A 20428-nucleotide genomic window follows, 5' to 3' on the forward strand; every position below is an offset into this window, starting at 1 on the left:
GGCCGCTCGAAGTCATCAGTCGAAAGTGCAAGAAGTATCAAAACGGCCTGGATGTGACCACCCGCGAAAAACCCTTGTGTGCGCACCTATCACGGCTGCATCGCGGATCGATTCAGGATCGATGCATGCGCATCAGGGAAAGTCCCCACGTGAAGTGCATCAGGTCGGACGATCGTCGATAAAGCCCTTGAGCATCGCCAGCGTGTCCGCTTCTTCGATGGGTTTATCGGTGCGCCAGCGCAGCATGCGCGGAAACCTGACCGCAATGCCTGACTTATGTCGTGGACTCGCCTGAATCCCTTCGAAACCGATCTCGAACACCAGCGACGGCGTCACGCTGCGCACCGGGCCGAATTTTTCGATCGTGGTTTTGCGCACGATCGCATCCACCTGACGCATCTCTTCATCCGTGAGACCGGAATAGGCCTTGGCGAACGGCACCAGCGTGCGCACACCGTCCGCTTCATCCCATACCGCGAAGGTGAAATCCGTGTAGAGGCTCGCGCGCCGGCCGTGGCCGCGTTGTGCGTAGACCAGCACGGCATCCACGGCATACGGATCGATCTTCCATTTCCACCACGTGCCGGAGGCTTTGGTGCGGCCGACCCCGTACAGCGACTGCCGTTCTTTCAGCATCAGCCCTTCCACGCCGCGCGCGCGGCTTTCCTCGCGCAGTTGCGCGAGCGTGTCCCAGCCGGACGCTTCCACGCGCGGCGAGATACGCAGCAGATCGCGCGCTAACGAGCTGTCGAGCGACACCGCAAGCGCATCGAGTTGTGCGCGCCGTTCGACCAGCGGCGTCATGCGCAAGTCCTGCCCATTCGCTTCAAGCAGATCGTAAGCGAGAAAGGTGGCGGGCGAATCGGCGAGGATCTTTTTGGTGAGCGTCTTGCGGGCGATGCGCGGTTGCAGCCGCGCGAACGGCAGCGGCGCCAGTGCGTCCGGTTCCCACGCGAGAATTTCGCCGTCGATCACGCAGCCATCCGGCAAGGCCTCGCCGAGCGCGCTCACTTCGGGAAAGCGCGCGGTGATCAGATCCTCACCGCGCGACCATAGCCACACACGCCCCGCGCGTTTCACCAGTTGCGCGCGAATGCCGTCCCACTTCCATTCGATCTGCCATTGATTCGGATTGCCAAGCGTTTCTACGTCGGCCTGTAATGGATGAGCGAGAAAGAACGGGTATGGCAGACCGAGGTCGCTGTCGTGAATGGCCGGATCAGTTGCCAGGTCAAGTGCGTCCCGCTCCATCCCGTTGGACGCCTCTGCGCTCGCCCTGCTCGCGGTTTCCGGCGCGATCAGCCGTAGATAGCGCGCGGCCGAGGGCGTCTGCTGCGAATCGGTCCAGCCGACCATGCGTTGCGCGATGCGCTTGTGATCGACGCCCGCCACTTCGGCCAGCGCGCGCACCACCAGCTGCCGCGCCACGCCGACCCGAAAGCCGCCGCCGATCAGCTTGGTCAGCAGAAAGCGGCCGCCCCAGTCGAGTTCGTCCCAGTAGCCGACAAGCCGTGTGCGCAGTTCATCGGGCTCGACCCCGCGCAAGGTCAGCACGCGTTGCTCGATCCACTGCGTGAGCCCGAGCTCCGAGATGCGTTGCGCGGGCGGCAGAATGTGCGCGATGGTCTCGGCCAGATCGCCGACCGCCTGGTACGACTCCTCGAAGAGCCACGCGGGTAGCTCGGCACGCTCGCAGGCAATCTCGCGCAGCAGACGCGTCGGCACCGACTGACGCGGCTTGCCACCGGCCAGAAAGTACGAGGCCCATGCGGCGTCTTCCGGCGCTGCGGCGGCGAAATAAGCGGTCAGCGCTTCGAGCTTGTCGTGCGTCGAGGTGGTGGCGTCGAGCGCCGTGTAGAGCGCGGCAAATCGTTTCATGATGCGCTGCTCGTGGCGTTGTTCGCGGTGTTGCTCGTCGCGTCGTTCGCGGTGCTTGTTGAAGCCTCGGATGCGGCTGGAGCGGCGCCCTCGGCACTACTCTTTGCGCTCGCGTCTGCACTTGCGTCCGCACCTGCCTCTGCACTTGCCGCGTCTTCCATTGCATCGTCGCCGTATTGCGTCGTGAAGGCGCCGGCTTCAAGGCCTTGCTCGCGCAGCCAGCGCACCATCGGTTCCACCTGGCCGTGCGTGACGATCACGCGTTCCGCGCCCGTCGCACGAATCGCGCTTTGCAATCCAGGCCAATCCGCATGGTCGGATAGCACGAAGCCGCGATCGACGCCGCGTCTGCGCCGCGCGCCGCGCAAACGCATCCAGCCCGAGGCAAAGGCGTCGCTGTAGTCGCCGAAACGCTTGGGCCATGCGCTGCCTTGTGCCGAAGGCGGCGCGACGATCAACGCCTGCTTGAAGACGGCTTTGTCTTTCGCGGCAATCTCGCTCGCGAGCCGCACCGGCGGCAAGGCCACGCCCTCGGCAAGATAAGCACGATTGATGGGTTCCAACGCGCCGTGGCAGAAGATCGGCCCAATCGCCGGATCGATGCCCGCGAGCAGATGCTGGGCCTTGCCGAAGGAATAGCAGAACAGCACCGAGGCGCGCCCTTCCGAGGCGTTATGCCGCCACCACGAGTCGATGCTGTCGAACACCGTCTGCGGCGCTTCCCAGCGATAGATCGGCAGGCCGAACGTCGATTCGGTGATGAAGGTATCGCAGCGCACCGGTTCGAACGGCGCGCAGGTCGGATCGGTATCGAGCTTGTAGTCGCCCGAGGCCACCCAGACGCGTCCACGCTGCTCGACCCGCACTTGCGCCGAGCCGAGCACGTGGCCTGCGGGATGCAATGAGACCGTGACACCGTTGATCACGAGGCGCTCGCCATATGCCGCGGTCTGCAGATCGATCTCCGGCAACCGCGACAGCAACACGCCCGCGCCGGGCTGCGCGGCCAGATAGTGCGTGTGGCCCAAGCGCGCATGATCCGAATGCGCGTGGGTGATGACCGCCCGCTCGACCGGCTGCCAGGGATCGATGTAAAAATCGCCCGCCGCGCAATAAAGCCCTTGCGGGCGCGCCACGATCAGGTCTTCGGTAGAGAGCGGTTCGGTCGACGGCATCGAATCGATTCCAGAGCATTGAGAAAAGGACGGCAAATATTGCATTCGTCCACGAAAAGTACCTTGCTTCGCTGCACACGTGTCGCTCGAACGCCGGCTCACGCCGCTCATGTACAGGCGCACACGCGGCACATTCGTCAGACCAGGCATGCGCCCTGCTACCCACGCTGCGAATTCCATTCTTAGCAGCGGCTTGCCCCGCTCACGCCCCTCATGACGATTAAAGCCCCGCTTCTCGCGGCCCTGTGCATCGCCTGCCTGACCTCTGCCTGCGCAAACCTCGGTCCCAATCATCTGAAAGCCGATCAGGTGGATTACGCGAGAGCCCTGGGCGACGCCAAGAAACGCGAGATTCTCGCGGCAATCGTCGGCCTGCGTTACGGCGATGCTCCCGCGTTCCTCTCGGTCAGCTCGATCATCGCAGCCTATCAGTTCGATGCCACCGCGGGCGCCACCGGCAATCTCGGCTCCGGCAGCGAACCGAATTACGCGCTCGGCACCGGCACGGTCTCGTACTCGAATCATCCCACCTTCACGTTCACGCCGACGACCGGCGAGGCGTTCGCCTCGGCCTACATCCGGCCGCTTGCGCCCGAGCTGGTATTGCCGCTCGCCGAGGGCGGCATCCCGATCGACCTGTTGTTGCGCATCACCGCGCAGTCGATCGGCGGTCTGCAGAACGGCAGCGCGCTCGGCGGCGACAACGCCGCGGGCGCGCCGGGCTTCTTCGAGTTGCTGCAGGCGCTCAGACGCCTGCAGATGGCTGGTGAACTGAATGTGGAATCGCGCGAGGAGAACGGCAAGGGCAGCGTCTATCTGGCGATGGGCGCGGCCACTAGCGGCGTCTCGCCGCAAATCACCGCCGACCTCTCGCTGGTGCGCAAGCTGCTGAATCTCGCGCCGAATACGCGCACCTATCAGATCATCTACGGACCGTCGTCGCAACAGGGCGACCGCATCCCGATGGTGACGCGCTCGGTGCTCGGCATCCTGACCGATCTGGGCGCGCAGGTACAGGTGCCGCTCGCACAGATCAGCAGCGGCGCGACCAAGCCGACAGTCGGGCTGATCGGTGGCGAAACGCGGCCTACCATCATCGTGCGTTCCGGCGAGAAACCGCCGGCCGACGCCTACGTGGTGGTCAATTATGGCGCGGCGGCGTATTGGGTGGACCGTAACGACTTCGATTCGAAATATGCATTTACGGTGCTGCAGAATCTGATGGCGCTGGCCGAAGCGGATACCAGCAGCAAGGCCCCGGTCGTGACGATTCCGGCGAGTTGACCGCGCACTCGCTTCGCAGCCGCTTCGCGTCAGCCATGCAGTGACGGCATGGCCCAACCATGCCCCAACCATGCCCCAACCATGCCCCAGCGCCGCGCACAAAAGAATTCAGGCGGCCCATTACGGCGCCGCCTGAATCTCATGCCCTGGCAGTCATTGCATAACCTGGGCTACTTCTTCTGCACCCGCGCAATCTGCTGCTTCGCCATCTCGTACACATGCTCCGTCGTAAAGCCGAATTTGCGCTTCAGTTCGCTCCAGGGCGCCGAGGCCCCGAACGAGCGCATCACCACCTTCGCTCCTAACCGGCCCACGTAACGGTCCCAGCCGAGTTCCGCGGCCTGCTCGACGCACACCCGCGCATCGACGTCGGGCGGCAGCACCGAGTCCTTGTACGCCTCGTCCTGCACCTCGAACACATCCCACGACGGCATCGACACCACGCGCGCAGCGATCCCTTCGCTCTTCAGCTTTTCGTAGACCTCCACGCAGGTTGCCACTTCACTGCCGGTGGCGAGCAGCAGCACTTGGGGCTTCTGGCCGTCGGCGGCGTCCGCGAGCACATAGGCGCCCTTGCGCACCCCTTCGGCGGAGGCGTACTTGCTGCGATCGAGGGTCGGCAACGGCTGGCGCGTCAGCACGATGCACGAGGGATGACGCGGCTCGGACAACGCCACGCGCCACGTCTCGGACACCTCGTTGGCGTCCGCGGGACGCAGCACCGTGAGTCCCGGCACGCCGCGTAGGGCGGCCAGTTGCTCGATCGACTGGTGGGTCGGACCGTCCTCGCCGAGGCCGATCGAATCGTGCGTGAACACGTAGATGGCCGGCACTTCCATGATGGCGGAAAGGCGAATCGGCGGCTTCATGTAGTCGCTGAAAATCAGGAACGTCGAGCCGTAGGCGCGCAGATTCGACAGCACAAGGCCGTTTACCGCCGCGCCCATGCCGTGTTCGCGAATCCCGAAGTGCAGATTGCGGCCGCCGTAGCTTTCGTGCTCGAAACTTCCCGCGCCTTCGAACTTGAGATTGGTCTTGGTAGACGGCGAAAGATCGGCCGCGCCGCCGATCAGCCACGGCAGGCGCGCGGCGATCGCGTTCAACACCTTGCCGGACGATTCGCGCGTCGCCATGCCTTTGGGATCGGCTTCGAAGGTGGGAATGTCGGCGTCCCAGCCATCCGGCAGTTCATGCGCTTCGATCTGGTCGAATTCGCGCGCGAGGTCGGGATGCTTCTGGCGGAAGTCTTTCAGCTTCGCCAGCCATTCGTTGCGCGCGGCCTTGCCGCGTGCGCCGATGCCCTCGGCGAAGCGCGCCATCACGCCGTCGGGCACGTAGAACTTCTTGTCTTCCGGCCAGCCGTAAAAGCGCTTGGCGGCGGCGACTTCTTCGTCGCCGAGCGGCTCGCCGTGGGCAGCCGAGGTGTCCTGCTTCTTCGGCGCGCCCCAGCCGATGATGCTGTTCACCACGATCAGCGTCGGTTTGTCGGTGACGCTTTTGGCTTCGTTGAAGGCGGCTTCGAGCGCGGCGCCGTCGTTCGCGTCGGTGACGTGAATGGTGTGCCAGTGGTAGCCGTGAAACCGCGCTTCCACATCGTCGCTATAGGCGAGATCGGTATGGCCTTCGATCGTCACGCGGTTGCTGTCGTAAATCCACGTCAGGTTCGACAACTGCAGATGGCCCGCCAGCGACGCCGCTTCGTGCGAGATGCCTTCCATCATGTCGCCGTCGCCGCACAGCGCGTAGACGCGGTAGTCGAACAGCGGCGCGTCCGGCTGGTTGAAACGCGCCTCGTACCAGCGCGAGGCCATCGCCATGCCGACGCTATTGCCGAGCCCCTGGCCGAGCGGGCCGGTGGTGGTTTCGACGCCGGTGGTCATGCGGTATTCGGGGTGGCCCGGCGTGTTGCTGTCGAGCTGGCGGAAATTCTTGATGTCGTCGAGCGATACCGCTGGCCGGCCGGTCGCCTTGCCGTCGTCGTCGACGGCCTTGACGCCGGACAGATGCAGCAGGGAGTACAGCAGCATCGACGCGTGCCCCACCGAGAGCACGAAGCGGTCGCGATTGGGCCACAGCGGCTCGTCGGGGTCGTAGCGCAGATGGTTCTGCCACAGATGATAGGCAACCGGGGCCAGCGCCATCGGCGTGCCGGGGTGGCCGGAATTCGCCTTTTGCACGGCATCCATCGATAGCGTCCGGATCGTGTCGATACACTGCTTATCGAGGGAGGGATTGTTTTGCATGGGAAAGCTCCTGTTCGTCGGTTAGCAGCGTCGTCGTAACGCGCTGCAATGAACATTCCTGCGGGATTGGCGCGCCTGAGGCGGCCAGCGGGGACGGCGGCTTGACGACAACCGGAACGGCCGACCGTTCGATCATGCGCCGATGCGTGGCAATAGCCAACTGTCTGGCGCGCAATGACGAGACGCGGGCGGCTCAACAATGCCGGGATAGTGCCGCGCGTTCAAGGCGCGCGCCGCGCCGTCTTGCGGTAACCAGGCTGGCTGGATCCGCCATCAGGCGGCATGCAGCCAGTGGTCGACCACGGGCCCGTGCGTGCCGTCGAGCGGATCGCGGGGCGGAAACGGCAATGCATTCATGGCGGCAAGCTCATCGGGCGTCAGCGCCTCGCGGCGAATATCCCACTGCTGGCCGGCGGGATAGCCGCCCACCACCTGAAAGCGGCCTTCGAACGATTGCAGACAGTGACCGGTGCCGGCCGGCAACAGCAGCGCGTCGCCGGCGGACACTTTCACGACCCGTCCGGCAGGCCCGCCGACGATCACTTCAGCCGAGCCCGAGGCGACGCCCAGCACTTCATGGGCGCTCGCGTGGAAATGGTGGTAGTCGAAAATGCCGTCGCGCCACTGCGGCGGCCAGTCGTTGCGCTCGAACAGAATTTCGAAGGCGGAGGCGAGATCCCCGCCGCCGGCGCGCAAGGCTCGCCGGTAGATCACCACGGGCAGCTTGCGGTTGTTCGGCACCCAGTCGTGCGGCTCCAGTTTAAAAATCTCGTACTGCTCGTCGGTAGCGTGGCGTGCGTGTTCCACATCGTTGTACATGAAAGGCTCCGGGATGTTTCCACAACTCTGTGAGAGTCGCATAAATCGCGCCCGGACCTTCTCGCAGGCTGAAATGGACGGCAGCATGCTCGCGGACAGAAGATTGAAAGGCAACCGCGAGGCACGCGACGCACGCGAGGCACCGGCGAGGCACCCGCGGAAAAATTGCGCCGCTGTAAGGGAACGCACCTTGCTGCTCTTTGCGAGTGTTGTCTGAAGAGACCCTTCCCGCCTGTGACGATGTCCACCCCCTCCGCCCCCGCTCATCCCCAACATACCGCCACCGCCAAAGGCGCCCCTACGGCACGCCAGCCCGGCCTCTCCACGCTAATGCTGGGCGCGCTCGGCGTCGTATTCGGCGACATCGGCACGAGTCCCATTTACGCCTTGCGCCAAGGCGTGCTCGATGCCGGCGCTGCAACGCCGCTGATCGTCATGGGCTTGCTGTCGACCATCGTGTGGGCGGTGATCCTCGTCGTAATGCTGAAATACGTCTGCTACGTCATGCGCGCCGACAACGAAGGCGAAGGCGGTATCGTGGCGCTTTCGGCGCTCGTGCGGGCCTGCCGGCAGAAAGGCGACGCCGCGCCGCGCGCGCTGCTGCTGGTCGGCCTGTTCGGCGCGGCGATGTTCTACGGCGATTCGATGATCACCCCGGCAGTCTCGGTGCTATCCGCCGCCGAAGGCCTGCCGCAGATCAATCACGCGCTCGCGCCGCTGGTGGTGCCAGGCGCCGTCCTGATTCTGATTGCGCTCTTCGTGTTTCAGAAGCGCGGCACGAGCACCGTCGGACGCTGGTTCGGTCCGGTCATGACACTGTGGTTCCTGTGGCTCGCCGCGCTCGGCATCTACCGCATCGTGCAGCATCCGCAGGTGCTGCGCGCGCTCTCGCCGTGGTGGGCGCTGCATCTCGTGCAGGTACGTCCGGGGATTGCCTTCGTGATTCTCGGCGCGGTCATTCTCGCGCTGACCGGCGCGGAGGCGCTCTACGCCGATATCGGCCATTTCGGGCGGCGGCCGATCCGGGTGGCGTGGCTCGCGGTGGTATTTCCGGCCATCATCCTCGGTTACTTCGGCCAGGGCGCCACGCTGCTTTACGAAGCGGGTCCCAAAGACCAGCCGTTTTTCGCCATGGCGCCGAGCTGGGCGCTGATTCCTACCATCGTTATTGCGCTGCTCGCCACGGTGATCGCTTCGCAGGCGGTGATTTCCGGCGCGTTCTCGATGACGAGCCAGGCGATCGAACTCGGCTTCCTGCCGCGTATGCGCGTCGTCGAGACGTCGCGCGAGCAGCGCGGCCAGGTCTATGTGCCGGCGGTCAATCTGATTCTGTTCGCAGCGGTGATGTTTCTGGTGCTGACGTTCCGCTCGTCCGCGAAACTCACCTCCGCTTACGGGATCGCGGTCGGTCTGACGATGCTCACCACCACGATCCAGATGATCAGCCTGTCGCGCCGCCTGTGGCATTGGCCACGCATCGCGGTGGCCGCCGTCAGCGTGCCGTTGCTGGTCATCGACGGCCTGCTGGTAGCCGCCAACGTGCCGAAGATTCCCCAAGGCGGCTGGTTTCCCGTGATGATCGGCGCGGTGATGTTCGTGTTGATGACCACATGGCAGCGCGGCCGCGAGGCCGAAGCGAGGCGCGCCGGATCGACGGCGACCCTGGAGACATTTTTGAAGGAAGTGCTCGATGGACCCGAGCCGCCCGCGCGCGTAGCGGGAACTGCGGTTTATCCGGGCAACCTGCGCGGCATGACGCCTGCCGCGCTGCGCAGCAACGTGCGCCACAACCGCGTGCTGCATCGGACGTCGATTTTCTTCACCAACATTTCCGAGTCCGCGCCGCGCGTCGACGAGAAAACCCGCCTCGAAACGCGCGATCTCGGGGATGGCTGTTATGAGGTGGTGGCGCGGCACGGTTTCGTCGAGCGGCCCAATCTGCCCTCGCTGCTCGCGTCGCTCGACGGACGGCTTGGCGGTTGGCAATACGCGCCGAAGCACACCACCTTCTTCCTGCCGCGCGAGGAAATCGTCAAGGGACACCACGGCGACGCCATGCGCGACTGGCGCAAGTCGCTGTTCGCGGCGATGTCGTTTCATTCGGCATCGAGCGCCGAATACTATGGGCTCGATGGCGAAAGCGTGGTTGAACTTGGGGTGCAGGTGGTTCTGTGAATGGCGCCGTTTGTCAGTTGCCTGCTGCCGGCTGCCGGTTTTGCGCCGCGACCCTAACGTGGGCCGGCGGCGCGACGATGTCATTCAATGCCGGTCAGGCTTGTCCGTCGCAACCCGCTGCGATTGCCGACCGCCACCTCCTGGCGGCTCGCCGTGATTCCCGGTGCCGAGCGGCACCTCCGCGGTTTGCTTTGGGCGCTGGCTGGTGCGCTGCGGGTCGGTGCGTTCGGCTTCCTGCTTTTGCGCTGCTGTCCGCGTATCGCGTTGCGTTTCGTCCGTAGTTTCGTTTGCATCGTGTGCGCCGGTATCTTGCGGCTCGAAATTGGGCTTTGAATCCGGCTTTGAATCGTTCTGCATCGCAACCTCCTCAGGATGATGACCCTTTCAATACAGCAACAACCGGACCGCTCTTTGCCTGCTTTTCCATACCCTTGCCTGCAACGCGCACGGCGTGCGTTTGAGAACCCGGCTCATTAACCCGCGCCAGTGCCTGAGACTGAAATCGTCGAAAACGCCTCACCAGGCATGGCCGTTGCAGCAAAATCCGCATGGACTTTGTAAAAAGGAGAACGCCATGGCCGACGCGCCCATCACGACAATCCGCATTTCGGATACGGAATTGCAGGTCGAACGCACGTTTTATTCGTTCGCCAGCAAGACCGACGCGGACGCATTCCAGATGTGCCTCGTCGACGGATCGATCGACGCCTGCTACCAGCGACATCCTCCTGTTTCAGTGCGGCCGACCGTGCCCGACGAACATCCGGACGATCCGAACCGCGGCAGCACGATTTCGCCGTCGTTAGGTGGCATGCCTTAAACCGTGATCAGACCGCCGCGCCATCAGGGCTCAGGCGACGCGCGATCGGCCGCGACAATGGCGCGGCCATATTCGACGGCGGCGTGGCGCGCATCGTCTGCGCTTTCATAGGGGCCGATCTGCGGCGCCCCTTCGAACGGAAACAGGATGCGCCGGTCGGCTTTGCGGATGACCTTCAGGCCGCCGATATACCGGCCGTCTCCCGTACTGTGGTAACTCGCGAAGATTTCGAACTCGTCATCGGCTACGTCGGCTTTGTGTCGCGCCATTCTGCATACTTCCCTGGATAGAGGCTTTCTTCTGCGCGTCCGTTAAGCGCGCGGCGAGCCGCAACGCGCGTGGAAGCGGTTTACTCAGCGTCGAGCAACAGCCGTTCCTGAACCTCGGGACAGACTGCTTCGGTGTGCCTGGCGATTCTTTAGGCATGCGCATTGCGTTCATCTCGCGTCAATAGCGTTGCAATGCTCGCCCCCTGATGCTCTCGCTAACTCGCTGACGACTGGCACCGAACGAATCCGGCAAACCGAGGCAAACCCCAGGCAACCCAGCCAGACCCTTATGACGCCCATGCCCCTCATTCCCACCTGGCAAGACATCGCCATACGGCTCGCGGTGGCGCTCGCCGCCGGCGCCCTGCTCGGTCTGAATCGCGGTGAGTCAGGCAAAGCGGCTGGCTTGCGCACCACCATGCTGGTCTGCCTCGCCGCGTGTCTCGCCATGCTGCAGATGAACGTGCTATTGCCGCAGGCCGGCAAACCCGAAGGCGCGTTTGCGGTACTCGACCTGATGCGTTTGCCGCTTGGCATCCTGTCGGGCGTAGGCTTTATCGGGGCGGGCGCGATCCTGCGTAAAGATGGCCTCATCACCGGCCTGACTACTGCGGCGACGCTGTGGTTCGTCACCGTCATCGGCCTGTGCGCGGGGGGCGGACAGATTGCGCTGGCCCTGCTCGGCATCCTGCTCGGTATGGTCGTGCTGGGCTTGCTCGGCAAGATCGAGCACCGCTTGCCGCGCAACCTGCGCGCGTCGCTGACCCTTCGCTACGACCCAGCCTCGGACGCGCGTGGCCGCTGGCTCGATGAACTCGAGCGCTTGCAGTGCCGCGTTTCCTCGCGCGGCTTACGCGCAGACCCCGCGAGCGGCGTCCTTGAAGAGCGTTTTCAGGTGCTGTGGAAAGCACCGGAAAGCAGCGACACGGTGGAACAGGCGCTGACGCAGATGGCCAGCGCCCATCGCGAGGCGGTGGAGTGGGCGATCGAGGATTAACGCGGAAGCGACCTCCGCCACCAGGCGTCAGCAAGTCGATCAGTCCGCCGCGCGCGGCCGCTCGAGCCCGGTCTGCGACGCTACGGCCCGCTTCTTGCGCGGCTACCACCAGGCCCGCTGCGCACGCGCATTCACTCATCGCCATTCGTCACGATTCGCCAAGGAGCCACCATGAGTTCGGAGACCCCCATCAAGGAATACAAACACCCGGCCGGCGGCTGGGGCTCGGCGAAGGCACTTGCCTCGATACTCGTGCAGGAGCACGTCTCGCTGCACGGCGCCAGCGTGTTGATGCATCAGAACAAGCCCGACGGTTTTGCCTGCGTGAGCTGCTCGTGGGCCAAGCCGGCCGACCCGCATCTATTCGAATTCTGCGAAAACGGCGCGAAGGCGACGGCATGGGAGATCACCAACAAGCGCGTCGAAGCCGAATTCTTCGAGACCCACACCTTGACCGAACTGGAATCGTGGTCGGGCTTCGAACTGGAATCGCAAGGACGTCTATGCGCCCCGCTGCGCTGGGACCGCACCACCGACCGCTACGTGCAGACCACCTGGGAACACGCGTTCGCGGAGATCGCCGGCGAATTGCGCGCGCTCGATCCGAAAGAAGTGGTGTTCTACGCATCGGGCCGTGCCTCGCTGGAAACCTCGTACATGTATCAATTGCTCGCGCGCATGTACGGCTGCAACAACCTGCCGGACAGTTCGAACATGTGCCATGAGAGCACCTCGGTGGGGCTGTTGCCGGCTATCGGCGTGCCGGTCGGTACAGTGACGCTGGCCGATTTCGAGCAGGCCGACTGCATGCTGTTCTTCGGCCACAACACCGGGACCAACGCGCCGCGCATGCTGCATCAGTTGCAGGACGCGCGCAAACGCGGCGTGGAGATCATCACCTTCAATCCGATCCGGGAACGCGGTCTGGTGGAATTCGCCAATCCGCAGGCGCCGCTCGAAATGCTCAAGCCCGGCGGCACGCAGATCAGCACCCAGTATCATCAGCTCAAGGTAGGCGGCGACGCGGCGGCGATTGCCGGCCTCTGCAAGCTGCTAATCGAATGGGACGACGCCGCGCAGCGTGACGGCGCGCCGCGCGTGCTCGACGCGGACTTTATCGCCGAACATACGCATGGCTTCGACGAGTTCGCAGAGGCAATGCGCGAACTCACATGGGAAGAAATCGAAGGCCACGCGCAACTGAGCCGCGCCGCGCTCGAAGACGCGGCGCGTGTCTACGCCCGCTCCAAGGCGACGATGGTGCTCTACGGCATGGGCATCACGCAGCACCGCAGCGGCGTGCACAACGTCCAGATGCTGACCAACCTGCTGCTGTTACGCGGCAACATCGGCCGGCCCGGCGCGGGGATCTGCCCGATTCGCGGTCATTCGAACGTGCAGGGACAGCGCACCGTGGGCATCACCGAAAAGCCGGAACTGGCGCCGCTCGACAAGCTCGCGGACCTGTACGGCTTCGAGCCGCCGCGCGACAAAGGTATGAGCACCGTCGAAGCGTGCCAGGGCGTGCTCGACGGCAAGGTGAAGGGTTTCATCGGACTGGGCGGCAATTTCCAGGTGGCGACGCCCGATCATCACGTCATGGACCCGGCGTGGCGCAAGCTGCGGCTCACCGTGCAGATCGCCACCAAGCTCAACCGCAGCCATCTGATCCACGGCGAAGTGGCGTATCTGTTGCCTTGCCTCGGGCGCATCGAGGTCGACCGCCAGGCGGGCGGCGAACAGGCGGTGAGCGTCGAAGACAGCACGGCCTGCATTCACGGCTCGCACGGTTACGTGGAACCGGCGAGCGAGATGCTGCTGTCCGAGCCCGCGATCGTCGCCGGCATTGCCGACGCGCTGCTGCCGCGCAATCCCCGCCTCGACTGGCAAGCATGGGTGGGCGACTACGCGAAAATCCGCGACGCTATCGAAGCCACCTACCCCGATCAGTTCCGCGATTTCAATGCGCGCTTCTGGCAGCCTGGCGGCTTCCACCGGCCGATCGCCGCGTGCCGCCGCGAATGGAAAACGCCGAACGGCAAGGCGAATTTCATCGTGCCGGAGACGCTCGACGAAGACGCGGACATGCCCTCGACCGGTCCCGACGTGCTGCGTCTGATGACAACTCGCGGCGACAGCCAGTTCAATACGACCGTCTACGGACTGGACGACCGCTTTCGCGGCGTGCACGGCACCCGCGAGGTGTTGCTGATGCATCGCGACGACATGGCCCGCCAGGGTCTGGAGGAAAGCGACGCCGTGTGCATCACGACGGTGTCCCAGGACGGCATCACGCGCCAGCTCGAAGGCATGCGCGTGCACGCCTTCGATATTCCGCGCGGCTGCATCATGGGCTACTACCCGGAATGCAATCCGTTGATTCCGCTGTCCCACCACGCCAAAAAGAGCCTCGTGCCGGCGGCGAAGTCGATTCCGGTGCGGTTGCGTAAATTGGCCGCCACCGTGCCGGCGGTCGGGGCGGAGGTCGAAGCCGAGCCGGCCTGAGAGTCACTGCGTTAACTCAGCGCGCCCACCACGATGCGCGCCGCCGCCGCGATCACCTCGTCGCGCGGCTGCGCATCCTGTGCGGCTTGCGTGTGATAGATACCAAGGACGAGCGGCGGACGAGCGGGCGGCCAAATGAGCGCGAGATCGTTGGCGGTGCCGTAGTCGCCGGTGCCGGTCTTGTCGCCGATTGTCCAGCCGGCGGGCAGCGCGGCGGCGATCCGATGCGCGCCCGTGCGATTGCCGCGCAGCCATTCGATCAGTTGCGCGCGCTGCGCCACCGGCAGCGCCTCGCCCAAGGTCAGGGCTTGCAGGCTGCGCACCATCGACGCGGGCGTGGCCGTATCGCGCGGGTCGCCTGGTACGGCATCGTTCAACGAAGTCTCCGTGCGATCCAGACGAAACACGTCATTGCCGATCAGTCGCGCGTATGCCGTGACCGCAGCCGTGCCGCCCAGTAGCTTGATCAGCTGATTGGCGGCGGTGTTGTCGCTGTACTGGAGCGCGGCTGCGCAGAGTTCGGCAACCGTCATGCCGTCAGTGATATGCGTTTCGCTCACCGGCGAGTAATGCACCAGATCGCTTTGCGTGTAGCGAATGCGCCGCTGCAAAAGCCCGGCCGTCTGCGTGCTGCGCGCGAGAATCGCGCCGCTCAGGATCACCTTGAACGTGCTGCAAAACGGAAACCGCTCGTCGGCGCGATGGCCCAGCCACGTGCCATCGGCCGTGTTCAGCAGGCAGACGCCGAGGCGGCCGCCCGCTTCGTGTTCGAGTTTGGCCAATTGGGCCGCGACTGAATCCGCGCGCTGCCGCGCACCGGTGTCGGCGGCGCAGGCGCTAAAGGCGAACGCGAAGGGCAAGGTTGCGGCGGCGCGCAACCACGAACGGCGGTTTTCGAATGCACTCATCTGTGTCACCTCGCAGTGTCATCCCGTCGTGACGATCGGTTGGACGCAACGGTCCCGGGAGACGCGACTATCGACGCTTTGCGCAGCCTTGGCAAACGAGGATAATTTGGCTCAGGGTATAGAAAATCTATTGGCTAACTCATCCATGCGTCCTCATCTGCCATTGAATGCATTGCGCGCCTTCGAGTCGTCCGCGCGCCATTTGAGCTTTACGCGCGCCGCGCAGGAACTGAGCGTGACGCAGGCCGCCGTCAGCCAGCAGGTCCGCGTGCTCGAAGAGCGGCTCGGCACCACGCTGTTCAAACGGCTGCCGCGCGGCCTCGGCATCACGGACGAAGGCCGCGCCCTGCTGCCGGTTCTGAGCGACGCCTTCGGCCGCATCGAAACCGTGCTCAAGCAATTCGAGGGCGGCCATTTCCATGAAGTGCTGACGGTGGGCGTGGTCGGGACCTTCGCGGTCGGCTGGCTGATGCCACGCCTGAAATCGTTTCGCGCGATGCATCCGTTCGTCGAACTGCGGCTCCTGACCCATAACAATCTGGTTGACCCGGCCGCCGAAGGACTCGACTTCGCCATTCGCTTCGGCGCGGGCATCTGGCCCGCCACCCACAACGAGCGGCTGCTCGATGCGCCGCTTTCCGTGCTGTGCGCGCCGGACATCGCGCGGCAACTCGCCACGCCCGAGGATCTCGCCCGGCAGACGCTGCTGCGCTCATACCGCGCGGATGAATGGAATCTCTGGCTGGCCGCTGCCGGACTCGAACCGTGGACGGTCAACGGCCCGGTGTTCGACTCGTCGCGTCTGATGGTGGAGGCAGCCGTGCAAGGCGCCGGCGTGGCCCTGGCGCCGCCGTGCATGTTTGTGCGCGAATTGCAGGCCGACATGCTGGTGCGCCCGTTCGACACCGAGGTCAGCACCGGCAGCTACTGGCTCACGCGCCTGAAATCGCGGCAAATGGCGCCCGCCATGGAACTGTTCCGCAACTGGATCCTCGGCGAAGCCAACGGCATGCCGCTTGCTGCGGATGAACTACCTGCCGGAATCCGGCCGTCCACCTGAAGGAGTTCATTATGTCGCAGCGCAAGTCCGAAACCCGCGAGCAGCATCCGCACGCGCACAAGAACGAAGCGCAGATCGACCATACCGTCGAGGACAGCTTCCCCGCCAGCGATCCGCCCGCAACCGGCGGCAAGACCCGCATCGAATCCGCCGACACGCCGCAGCATGGCAAGACCGACAAGGCGGAGCATCACGCGAAGAAGTGATTGGCTGACGTCACGCGGCGTCACCTGGCGTTCTGAGGTCCCCTTTGCGATGCGCCCCGCAACACGTTCCCGGAGCGTTACGCGGAGGAACGCCTCAGAACGCGCTGCGGTACGCGTAAAGTCCGGGCAGGCCGCCGGTCATGACAAACAGCACGCGTTGCCCCGTGCGATACACGCCGGTTTCGATCGCATGCAGCAGACCGGCAAATGCCTTGCCGCCATACACAGGGTCGATCAGAAGTCCCTCGGTCGATGCGAGGAGACGCACGGCACGCCGCATGCCGTCAGTGGGAATGCCGTAGCCTTCACCCAGATGAGCCCCGTCCACCACGACGGCTTCATCCGGCACCCGTAGCGAAGGATCGAGCAGTTGCGCGGTCTGATTGGCCTTGGCGAGTGTCGCGGCTTGCGCAGCCACGGCGTCGCCGTAAACGCCGTAACCGACGATCGGCGGCGTGGCCCGACTTCGGCCGAGCGCCGTCATTCCCGCGACCAATCCCGCCTGCATGCCGCCACTGCCGTTCGGTACGACTACGGCATCGAACGACATCCCTAGCGCCTCCGCCTGGGTGACGATCTCCGCAGCGCAAGCCGCGTAACCAAGACAGCCCACCGGGCTCGAACCGCCCAACGGGCAGACGTACACGTTACGGCCTTGCGCGCGCAACCCGGCAGCGCGTGCCTCGGCGAATTCCAGCGCGTTGGCATTGCCGGGCAGATCATGGATATGCGCGCCGAACAGGCTATCGAGCAGGATGTTGCCGTTTTCCGCGTAATCGTCATCGTGGCGCGGCACGAGGCGCGTGAGCACCAGTTCGCATTGCAGACCGGCACGCGCGGCCGCTGCGGCGGTCAGGCGCGCATGATTCGATTGCCGCGCGCCCACGGTGATGATGGTATCGGCGCCGCGAGCCTGCGCTTCGCCGACCAGGAATTCGAGCTTGCGCAGTTTGTTACCGCCGCCGCCAAGTCCGTTCAGATCGTCCCGTTTGACGTACACGTCCGCGCCGCCAAGCTGTTGGCTCAGGCGTGCGAGCGGCTGGATCGGCGTGGGTCCCTCGATCAGCGGGAAGCGTGGAAAGCGGGCAAGCTCAAGCGGCGAAGCGGTCGGCATCGTAAGGTCCGTGGCAGGTAGGTCCGTGCGTTGGTACAGGGCGCGAAGCAACGCAGAACGAAGCGTCACTCGGGCGCGGGCGTCGCAGATCATGATAGTCGAGACTGCCATCAGGCGGGAAAGCGGCGGGCGGCCGTTCTGCGCCGCGCCGTTAAATCAGACGCAACAAAGCAGCCGCGCGACGTGCCTTCGGACGTGCCAGGACACGCCAAAAAAGCCGCGCTACTCGCCGATCCACGAGCCGCGCAAATCGCTGTCGTGCAGAAGCTGCAGCAGCGTGCCCGCCGGCCGGCTCAGGCGCCTCGCGGCCAGCGCGATGAACTCCACATCCGGCAAGGTGGGCAGGCTCGTATTGTTGACCGGCGGCGCAAGACCACGCGCCGACAGGTACTGCGGCCGCACGGTAATGCCAAGCCCGCCCCGCGCCGCGGCAATACAGCCCGAATGGCTGCTGCTGGTACAGACCACCTGCCAGCGAAACCCCGCCTCCGCGAGCGCGTCCAGCACCACCGCGCGGGTCACGCTGGGCTCGGCCACAAGGATCAGCGGCAGCGGCTGCGTCAGGTCCACCAGCGTGCCGGTGCGCGCCAGCCACTCCAGCCGTCCGGCAAAGAGCGGCACGCCGCGCCGGTCGCCCAGCCGCCGCTTGCCGACCAGCAGATCGATCGACCCGGCATCCAGCAACTCGTAGAGCTTGCCCGTCATGCCGATGGTGATTTCCAGCTCCACGTCGGGATGCGCGTTGCGAAACGCGGCGAGCACGGTGGGCAGCGGGCCGAGCGCGATATCGTCCGAGGAGCCCAGACGCACCCGGCCTTTCAGGCGCGGCCCGCGAAACTGCGATTCCGCGCGGGTGAGCGCCTGCAGAATCACGCTGGCGTGGGCGAGCATCGCCTCGCCGTCGGGCGTCACCGCGAGCGAATGGGTATCGCGCACGAACAGGCGCCGACCCACTTCCTGTTCCAGACGGCGAATGTGCTCGCTCACGCTCGACTGCGTGAGGCCGAGTTGCCGCCCCGCTTCCGTGAAGCTGTGAGAGGCGGCGACGGTGGCAAAGGTCTTGAGCCAGATGGGATTGAGCATGCTGCATTGTTATCGGCATTACCGATAACAGTCAATGTCCTTAGTGGGGTTCCCGATTGACCCATATGTCAATATGATGTCGGCATACCCCCATATCGTCTGTGCAAAGCCTTCAAATGAGTAAGGATTCAAGCCAGACCGCGTTGCTCTGGATCGTCGCTGCCGGCTTTTTCATGCAGTCGCTCGATACGACGATCGTCAACACGGCTCTGCCCTCCATCGCCGTCAGCCTGCATGAAAAGCCGCTCGCCATGCAGCCGGTCATCGTCGCTTACACGCTGACCATGGCCATGCTCACACCCGCCTCCGGCTGGCTCGCCGACCGCTTCGGCACCCGCCGGGTCTATTTCGCCGCCATCCTGATCTTCGTGCTCGGCTCGCTATGCTGTTCGAGCGCGCATACCCTGGGACAACTGATCATCGCGCGGGTGTTGCAAGGCGTCGGCGGTTCGATGCTGTTGCCGATCGGGCGCCTCGCCGTGCTGCGCAGCGTGACCGGCGAGCAGTATGTGTCGGCGCTGGCGTTTATTTCAGTGGCGGGACAGGTGGGCCCCATCGTCGGGCCGACGCTCGGCGGCTGGTTCGTCGAAGCCATTTCCTGGCATTGGATCTTTCTGATCAACGTGCCGATCGGCGCATTGGGTCTCGCCGCCGTGAACCGCTATCTGCCGCGCGGCGCCACCTCGGCCGCGCCGCCGTTCGATTTCGCCGGATGCGCCCTGCTCTCGCTGTGCATGATCGCGTTTTCGCTCGCTGCGGAAACGCCGGTGCAGACGCATCGCGCCGCCTGGGCCACCGGACTCTTCGTGCTTGGGCTCGTCGCTGCGCTCGCCTATGTGCCGTATGCACGGCGCCGCGCCAATCCGCTCTTCAAGCTCAAGCTGTTCAGCGAGCCCAATTTCAGCGTGGGTCTGGTCGGCAATCTCGTGTGCCGCATCGGCTCCAGCGCGGTGCCGTTCCTGTTGCCGCTCCTGATGCAGCTCGAACTCGGCTATACGCCGCTGCATTCGGGCATGATGATGCTGCCCGCCGCGCTGGCCGGCACGGTCGCCAAGCGCTGGATCGCGCCGCTCATCCGCCGTTATGGCTACGACACTTTCCTGCTGGTCAATACCGTGATTGTCGGCTCGGCGATCGTTGCGTTCGCCTTGATCTCGCGCGGCACGCCGCTCATTGTCGAAATTGCCGTGCTGGTGGTGTTCGGCGCCGCCAATTCGATGCAGTTCGCGGCCATGAACAGCGTCACGCTCAAGGGCCTCTCGCACGAGGACGCAGGGAGCGGCAACAGCCTGTTTTCGATGGTGCAGATGTTGGCGATGGGGCTCGGCGTATCCATCGGCGGCGGGCTCGTGAATCTGTTTTCGGCGCAACTCGGTTCGGCCGCGATGGGGTTCCGTTTGAGTTTCGTCTGCGTCGGGGTAATTACTCTGGTATCGGCGCTGGTGTTTCGGCGGCTCGAAGACGCGCCCGTGGCGGCGCCGGTGGTGGGTCGTGCAGCCGCGTCCGGTGCGGCGCGTTGACTACCTTAAAACCGGTTCCGACCGGACGGAACACCGGCGCCAGAAAAAGTACCCAGCGCGAGGCGTCCGCCAGCCGGTGTCAATCAATGAATATGATCGCCAAACAGGCCCAGCAGCCCGATGATGATCAGATACAGCGCTACGATGAAGTTGAGCAGGCGCGGCACGGCAAGAATCAGAATGCCGGCAATCAGCGCCGCGAGCGGCCCCACGTTCGTCACGATATGCATGTTGTTTTCTCCAGGATCGAAAGCGGAAAATGCCGCGGCGACGCCGGAATCCCGGCCTGACCCGCTCGAAGCGAGCCACTCAAAGTCACCGCAGATGCAGCGCATCCGTTCGCACGACGGCGAACGTCGCCACTGTGGCAGC

General features: G+C 64.7%; 18 protein-coding genes. 8 read left to right on the forward strand and 10 right to left on the reverse strand.

Translation table 11 applies throughout. From position 1 onward, the window contains the following. Positions 1 to 159 precede the first annotated feature (159 nt). Positions 160 to 1878 carry an ATP-dependent DNA ligase gene (locus FQ755_RS09530; RefSeq protein ID WP_144153459.1) on the reverse strand — a complete coding sequence of 573 codons (1719 nt, stop codon included), beginning with the start codon at positions 1876 to 1878 and terminating at the stop codon, positions 160 to 162. Further along, complete coding sequence (locus FQ755_RS09535; RefSeq protein ID WP_144153461.1) at positions 1875 to 3053, reverse strand: ligase-associated DNA damage response exonuclease; 1179 nt, start codon at positions 3051 to 3053, stop codon at positions 1875 to 1877. The genes FQ755_RS09530 and FQ755_RS09535 overlap by 4 nt, the downstream gene beginning before the upstream one ends. Before the next feature lie 213 nt (positions 3054 to 3266). On the opposite strand from FQ755_RS09535, the gene FQ755_RS09540 reads away from it, so the two are divergent. Then, positions 3267 to 4337 carry a hypothetical protein gene (locus tag FQ755_RS09540; protein ID WP_144153463.1) on the forward strand — a complete coding sequence of 357 codons (1071 nt, stop codon included), beginning with the start codon at positions 3267 to 3269 and terminating at the stop codon, positions 4335 to 4337. A 170-nt stretch (positions 4338 to 4507) separates the two neighbouring features. Here FQ755_RS09540 and tkt read toward each other — a convergent pair whose 3' ends face one another. Next, positions 4508 to 6580: a transketolase gene (gene tkt, locus FQ755_RS09545; RefSeq protein ID WP_144153465.1), complete on the reverse strand. Its 2073-nt coding sequence runs from the start codon at positions 6578 to 6580 to the stop codon at positions 4508 to 4510. A gap of 273 nt (positions 6581 to 6853) precedes the next feature. Further along, positions 6854 to 7399, reverse strand: coding sequence for a cupin domain-containing protein (locus tag FQ755_RS09550; protein WP_144153467.1), 546 nt, complete (start codon positions 7397 to 7399; stop codon positions 6854 to 6856). 240 nt (positions 7400 to 7639) lie between these two features. On the opposite strand from FQ755_RS09550, the gene FQ755_RS09555 reads away from it, so the two are divergent. Beyond that, the gene (locus FQ755_RS09555) at positions 7640 to 9574 is read left to right on the forward strand and encodes a potassium transporter Kup (protein ID WP_144153469.1); all 1935 of its coding nucleotides are present in this window, start codon (positions 7640 to 7642) and stop codon (positions 9572 to 9574) included. Between the two features lie 84 nt (positions 9575 to 9658). Here FQ755_RS09555 and FQ755_RS09560 read toward each other — a convergent pair whose 3' ends face one another. After that, positions 9659 to 9931 carry a hypothetical protein gene (locus FQ755_RS09560; protein ID WP_144153472.1) on the reverse strand — a complete coding sequence of 91 codons (273 nt, stop codon included), beginning with the start codon at positions 9929 to 9931 and terminating at the stop codon, positions 9659 to 9661. Positions 9932 to 10148: 217 nt separating this feature from the next. Between FQ755_RS09560 and FQ755_RS09565 the strand changes: the two genes are divergently transcribed. Continuing rightward, positions 10149 to 10394, forward strand: coding sequence for a hypothetical protein (locus tag FQ755_RS09565; RefSeq protein WP_144153474.1), 246 nt, complete (start codon positions 10149 to 10151; stop codon positions 10392 to 10394). Positions 10395 to 10417: 23 nt separating this feature from the next. Here the strand turns inward: FQ755_RS09565 and FQ755_RS09570 are convergent, their stop codons facing one another. Next, a complete protein-coding gene (locus tag FQ755_RS09570) occupies positions 10418 to 10663 on the reverse strand; it encodes a DUF6723 family protein (RefSeq protein WP_144153476.1) in 246 nt (81 codons plus the stop codon). Between the two features lie 289 nt (positions 10664 to 10952). Between FQ755_RS09570 and FQ755_RS09575 the strand changes: the two genes are divergently transcribed. Further along, positions 10953 to 11660, forward strand: a complete 708-nt coding sequence (locus FQ755_RS09575) for an MgtC/SapB family protein (RefSeq protein ID WP_144153479.1) — start codon at positions 10953 to 10955, stop codon at positions 11658 to 11660. 171 nt (positions 11661 to 11831) lie between these two features. Continuing rightward, positions 11832 to 14165, forward strand: a complete 2334-nt coding sequence (locus FQ755_RS09580) for an FdhF/YdeP family oxidoreductase (RefSeq protein ID WP_144153481.1) — start codon at positions 11832 to 11834, stop codon at positions 14163 to 14165. 11 nt (positions 14166 to 14176) lie between these two features. Here the strand turns inward: FQ755_RS09580 and bla are convergent, their stop codons facing one another. Further along, a complete protein-coding gene (gene bla / locus FQ755_RS09585) occupies positions 14177 to 15073 on the reverse strand; it encodes a class A beta-lactamase (protein WP_144153483.1) in 897 nt (298 codons plus the stop codon). A 145-nt stretch (positions 15074 to 15218) separates the two neighbouring features. Between bla and FQ755_RS09590 the strand changes: the two genes are divergently transcribed. Both FQ755_RS09590 and FQ755_RS09595 read left to right on the forward strand, forming a co-directional pair. Further along, positions 15219 to 16133, forward strand: coding sequence for a LysR family transcriptional regulator (locus tag FQ755_RS09590; RefSeq protein ID WP_144153485.1), 915 nt, complete (start codon positions 15219 to 15221; stop codon positions 16131 to 16133). Positions 16134 to 16144: 11 nt separating this feature from the next. Continuing rightward, a complete protein-coding gene (locus FQ755_RS09595; RefSeq protein WP_144153487.1) occupies positions 16145 to 16339 on the forward strand; it encodes a hypothetical protein in 195 nt (64 codons plus the stop codon). Between the two features lie 94 nt (positions 16340 to 16433). Here FQ755_RS09595 and FQ755_RS09600 read toward each other — a convergent pair whose 3' ends face one another. Further along, positions 16434 to 17453: a D-cysteine desulfhydrase family protein gene (locus FQ755_RS09600; RefSeq protein WP_144153489.1), complete on the reverse strand. Its 1020-nt coding sequence runs from the start codon at positions 17451 to 17453 to the stop codon at positions 16434 to 16436. A 222-nt stretch (positions 17454 to 17675) separates the two neighbouring features. After that, on the reverse strand, positions 17676 to 18536 hold the full coding sequence (locus FQ755_RS09605; RefSeq protein WP_144153491.1) for a LysR family transcriptional regulator: 861 nt from the start codon (positions 18534 to 18536) through the stop codon (positions 17676 to 17678). Positions 18537 to 18652: 116 nt separating this feature from the next. On the opposite strand from FQ755_RS09605, the gene mdtD reads away from it, so the two are divergent. Next, the gene (gene mdtD, locus FQ755_RS09610; RefSeq protein WP_144153493.1) at positions 18653 to 20056 is read left to right on the forward strand and encodes a multidrug transporter subunit MdtD; all 1404 of its coding nucleotides are present in this window, start codon (positions 18653 to 18655) and stop codon (positions 20054 to 20056) included. Positions 20057 to 20139: 83 nt separating this feature from the next. Here the strand turns inward: mdtD and FQ755_RS09615 are convergent, their stop codons facing one another. Then, positions 20140 to 20286: a DUF3096 domain-containing protein gene (locus FQ755_RS09615; RefSeq protein WP_144153495.1), complete on the reverse strand. Its 147-nt coding sequence runs from the start codon at positions 20284 to 20286 to the stop codon at positions 20140 to 20142. Positions 20287 to 20428: the final 142 nt, after the last annotated feature.

The organism is Paraburkholderia sp. BCC1885 (genome assembly GCF_900996235.1).
Classification (GTDB): domain Bacteria; phylum Pseudomonadota; class Gammaproteobacteria; order Burkholderiales; family Burkholderiaceae; genus Paraburkholderia.

Excerpts from the sequence above, each read along its gene's own strand:
- FQ755_RS09530 (WP_144153459.1), bottom strand. The coding sequence starts at position 1,878 with ATGAAACGATTTGCCGCGCTCTACACGGCGCTCGACGCCACCACCTCG.
- FQ755_RS09535 (WP_144153461.1), bottom strand. The coding sequence starts at position 3,053 with ATGCCGTCGACCGAACCGCTCTCTACCGAAGACCTGATCGTGGCGCGC.
- FQ755_RS09540 (WP_144153463.1), top strand. The coding sequence starts at position 3,267 with ATGACGATTAAAGCCCCGCTTCTCGCGGCCCTGTGCATCGCCTGCCTG.
- tkt (WP_144153465.1), bottom strand. The coding sequence starts at position 6,580 with ATGCAAAACAATCCCTCCCTCGATAAGCAGTGTATCGACACGATCCGG.
- FQ755_RS09550 (WP_144153467.1), bottom strand. The coding sequence starts at position 7,399 with ATGTACAACGATGTGGAACACGCACGCCACGCTACCGACGAGCAGTAC.
- FQ755_RS09555 (WP_144153469.1), top strand. The coding sequence starts at position 7,640 with ATGTCCACCCCCTCCGCCCCCGCTCATCCCCAACATACCGCCACCGCC.
- FQ755_RS09560 (WP_144153472.1), bottom strand. The coding sequence starts at position 9,931 with ATGCAGAACGATTCAAAGCCGGATTCAAAGCCCAATTTCGAGCCGCAA.
- FQ755_RS09565 (WP_144153474.1), top strand. The coding sequence starts at position 10,149 with ATGGCCGACGCGCCCATCACGACAATCCGCATTTCGGATACGGAATTG.
- FQ755_RS09570 (WP_144153476.1), bottom strand. The coding sequence starts at position 10,663 with ATGGCGCGACACAAAGCCGACGTAGCCGATGACGAGTTCGAAATCTTC.
- FQ755_RS09575 (WP_144153479.1), top strand. The coding sequence starts at position 10,953 with ATGACGCCCATGCCCCTCATTCCCACCTGGCAAGACATCGCCATACGG.
- FQ755_RS09580 (WP_144153481.1), top strand. The coding sequence starts at position 11,832 with ATGAGTTCGGAGACCCCCATCAAGGAATACAAACACCCGGCCGGCGGC.
- bla (WP_144153483.1), bottom strand. The coding sequence starts at position 15,073 with ATGAGTGCATTCGAAAACCGCCGTTCGTGGTTGCGCGCCGCCGCAACC.
- FQ755_RS09590 (WP_144153485.1), top strand. The coding sequence starts at position 15,219 with ATGCGTCCTCATCTGCCATTGAATGCATTGCGCGCCTTCGAGTCGTCC.
- FQ755_RS09595 (WP_144153487.1), top strand. The coding sequence starts at position 16,145 with ATGTCGCAGCGCAAGTCCGAAACCCGCGAGCAGCATCCGCACGCGCAC.
- FQ755_RS09600 (WP_144153489.1), bottom strand. The coding sequence starts at position 17,453 with ATGCCGACCGCTTCGCCGCTTGAGCTTGCCCGCTTTCCACGCTTCCCG.
- FQ755_RS09605 (WP_144153491.1), bottom strand. The coding sequence starts at position 18,536 with ATGCTCAATCCCATCTGGCTCAAGACCTTTGCCACCGTCGCCGCCTCT.
- mdtD (WP_144153493.1), top strand. The coding sequence starts at position 18,653 with ATGAGTAAGGATTCAAGCCAGACCGCGTTGCTCTGGATCGTCGCTGCC.
- FQ755_RS09615 (WP_144153495.1), bottom strand. The coding sequence starts at position 20,286 with ATGCATATCGTGACGAACGTGGGGCCGCTCGCGGCGCTGATTGCCGGC.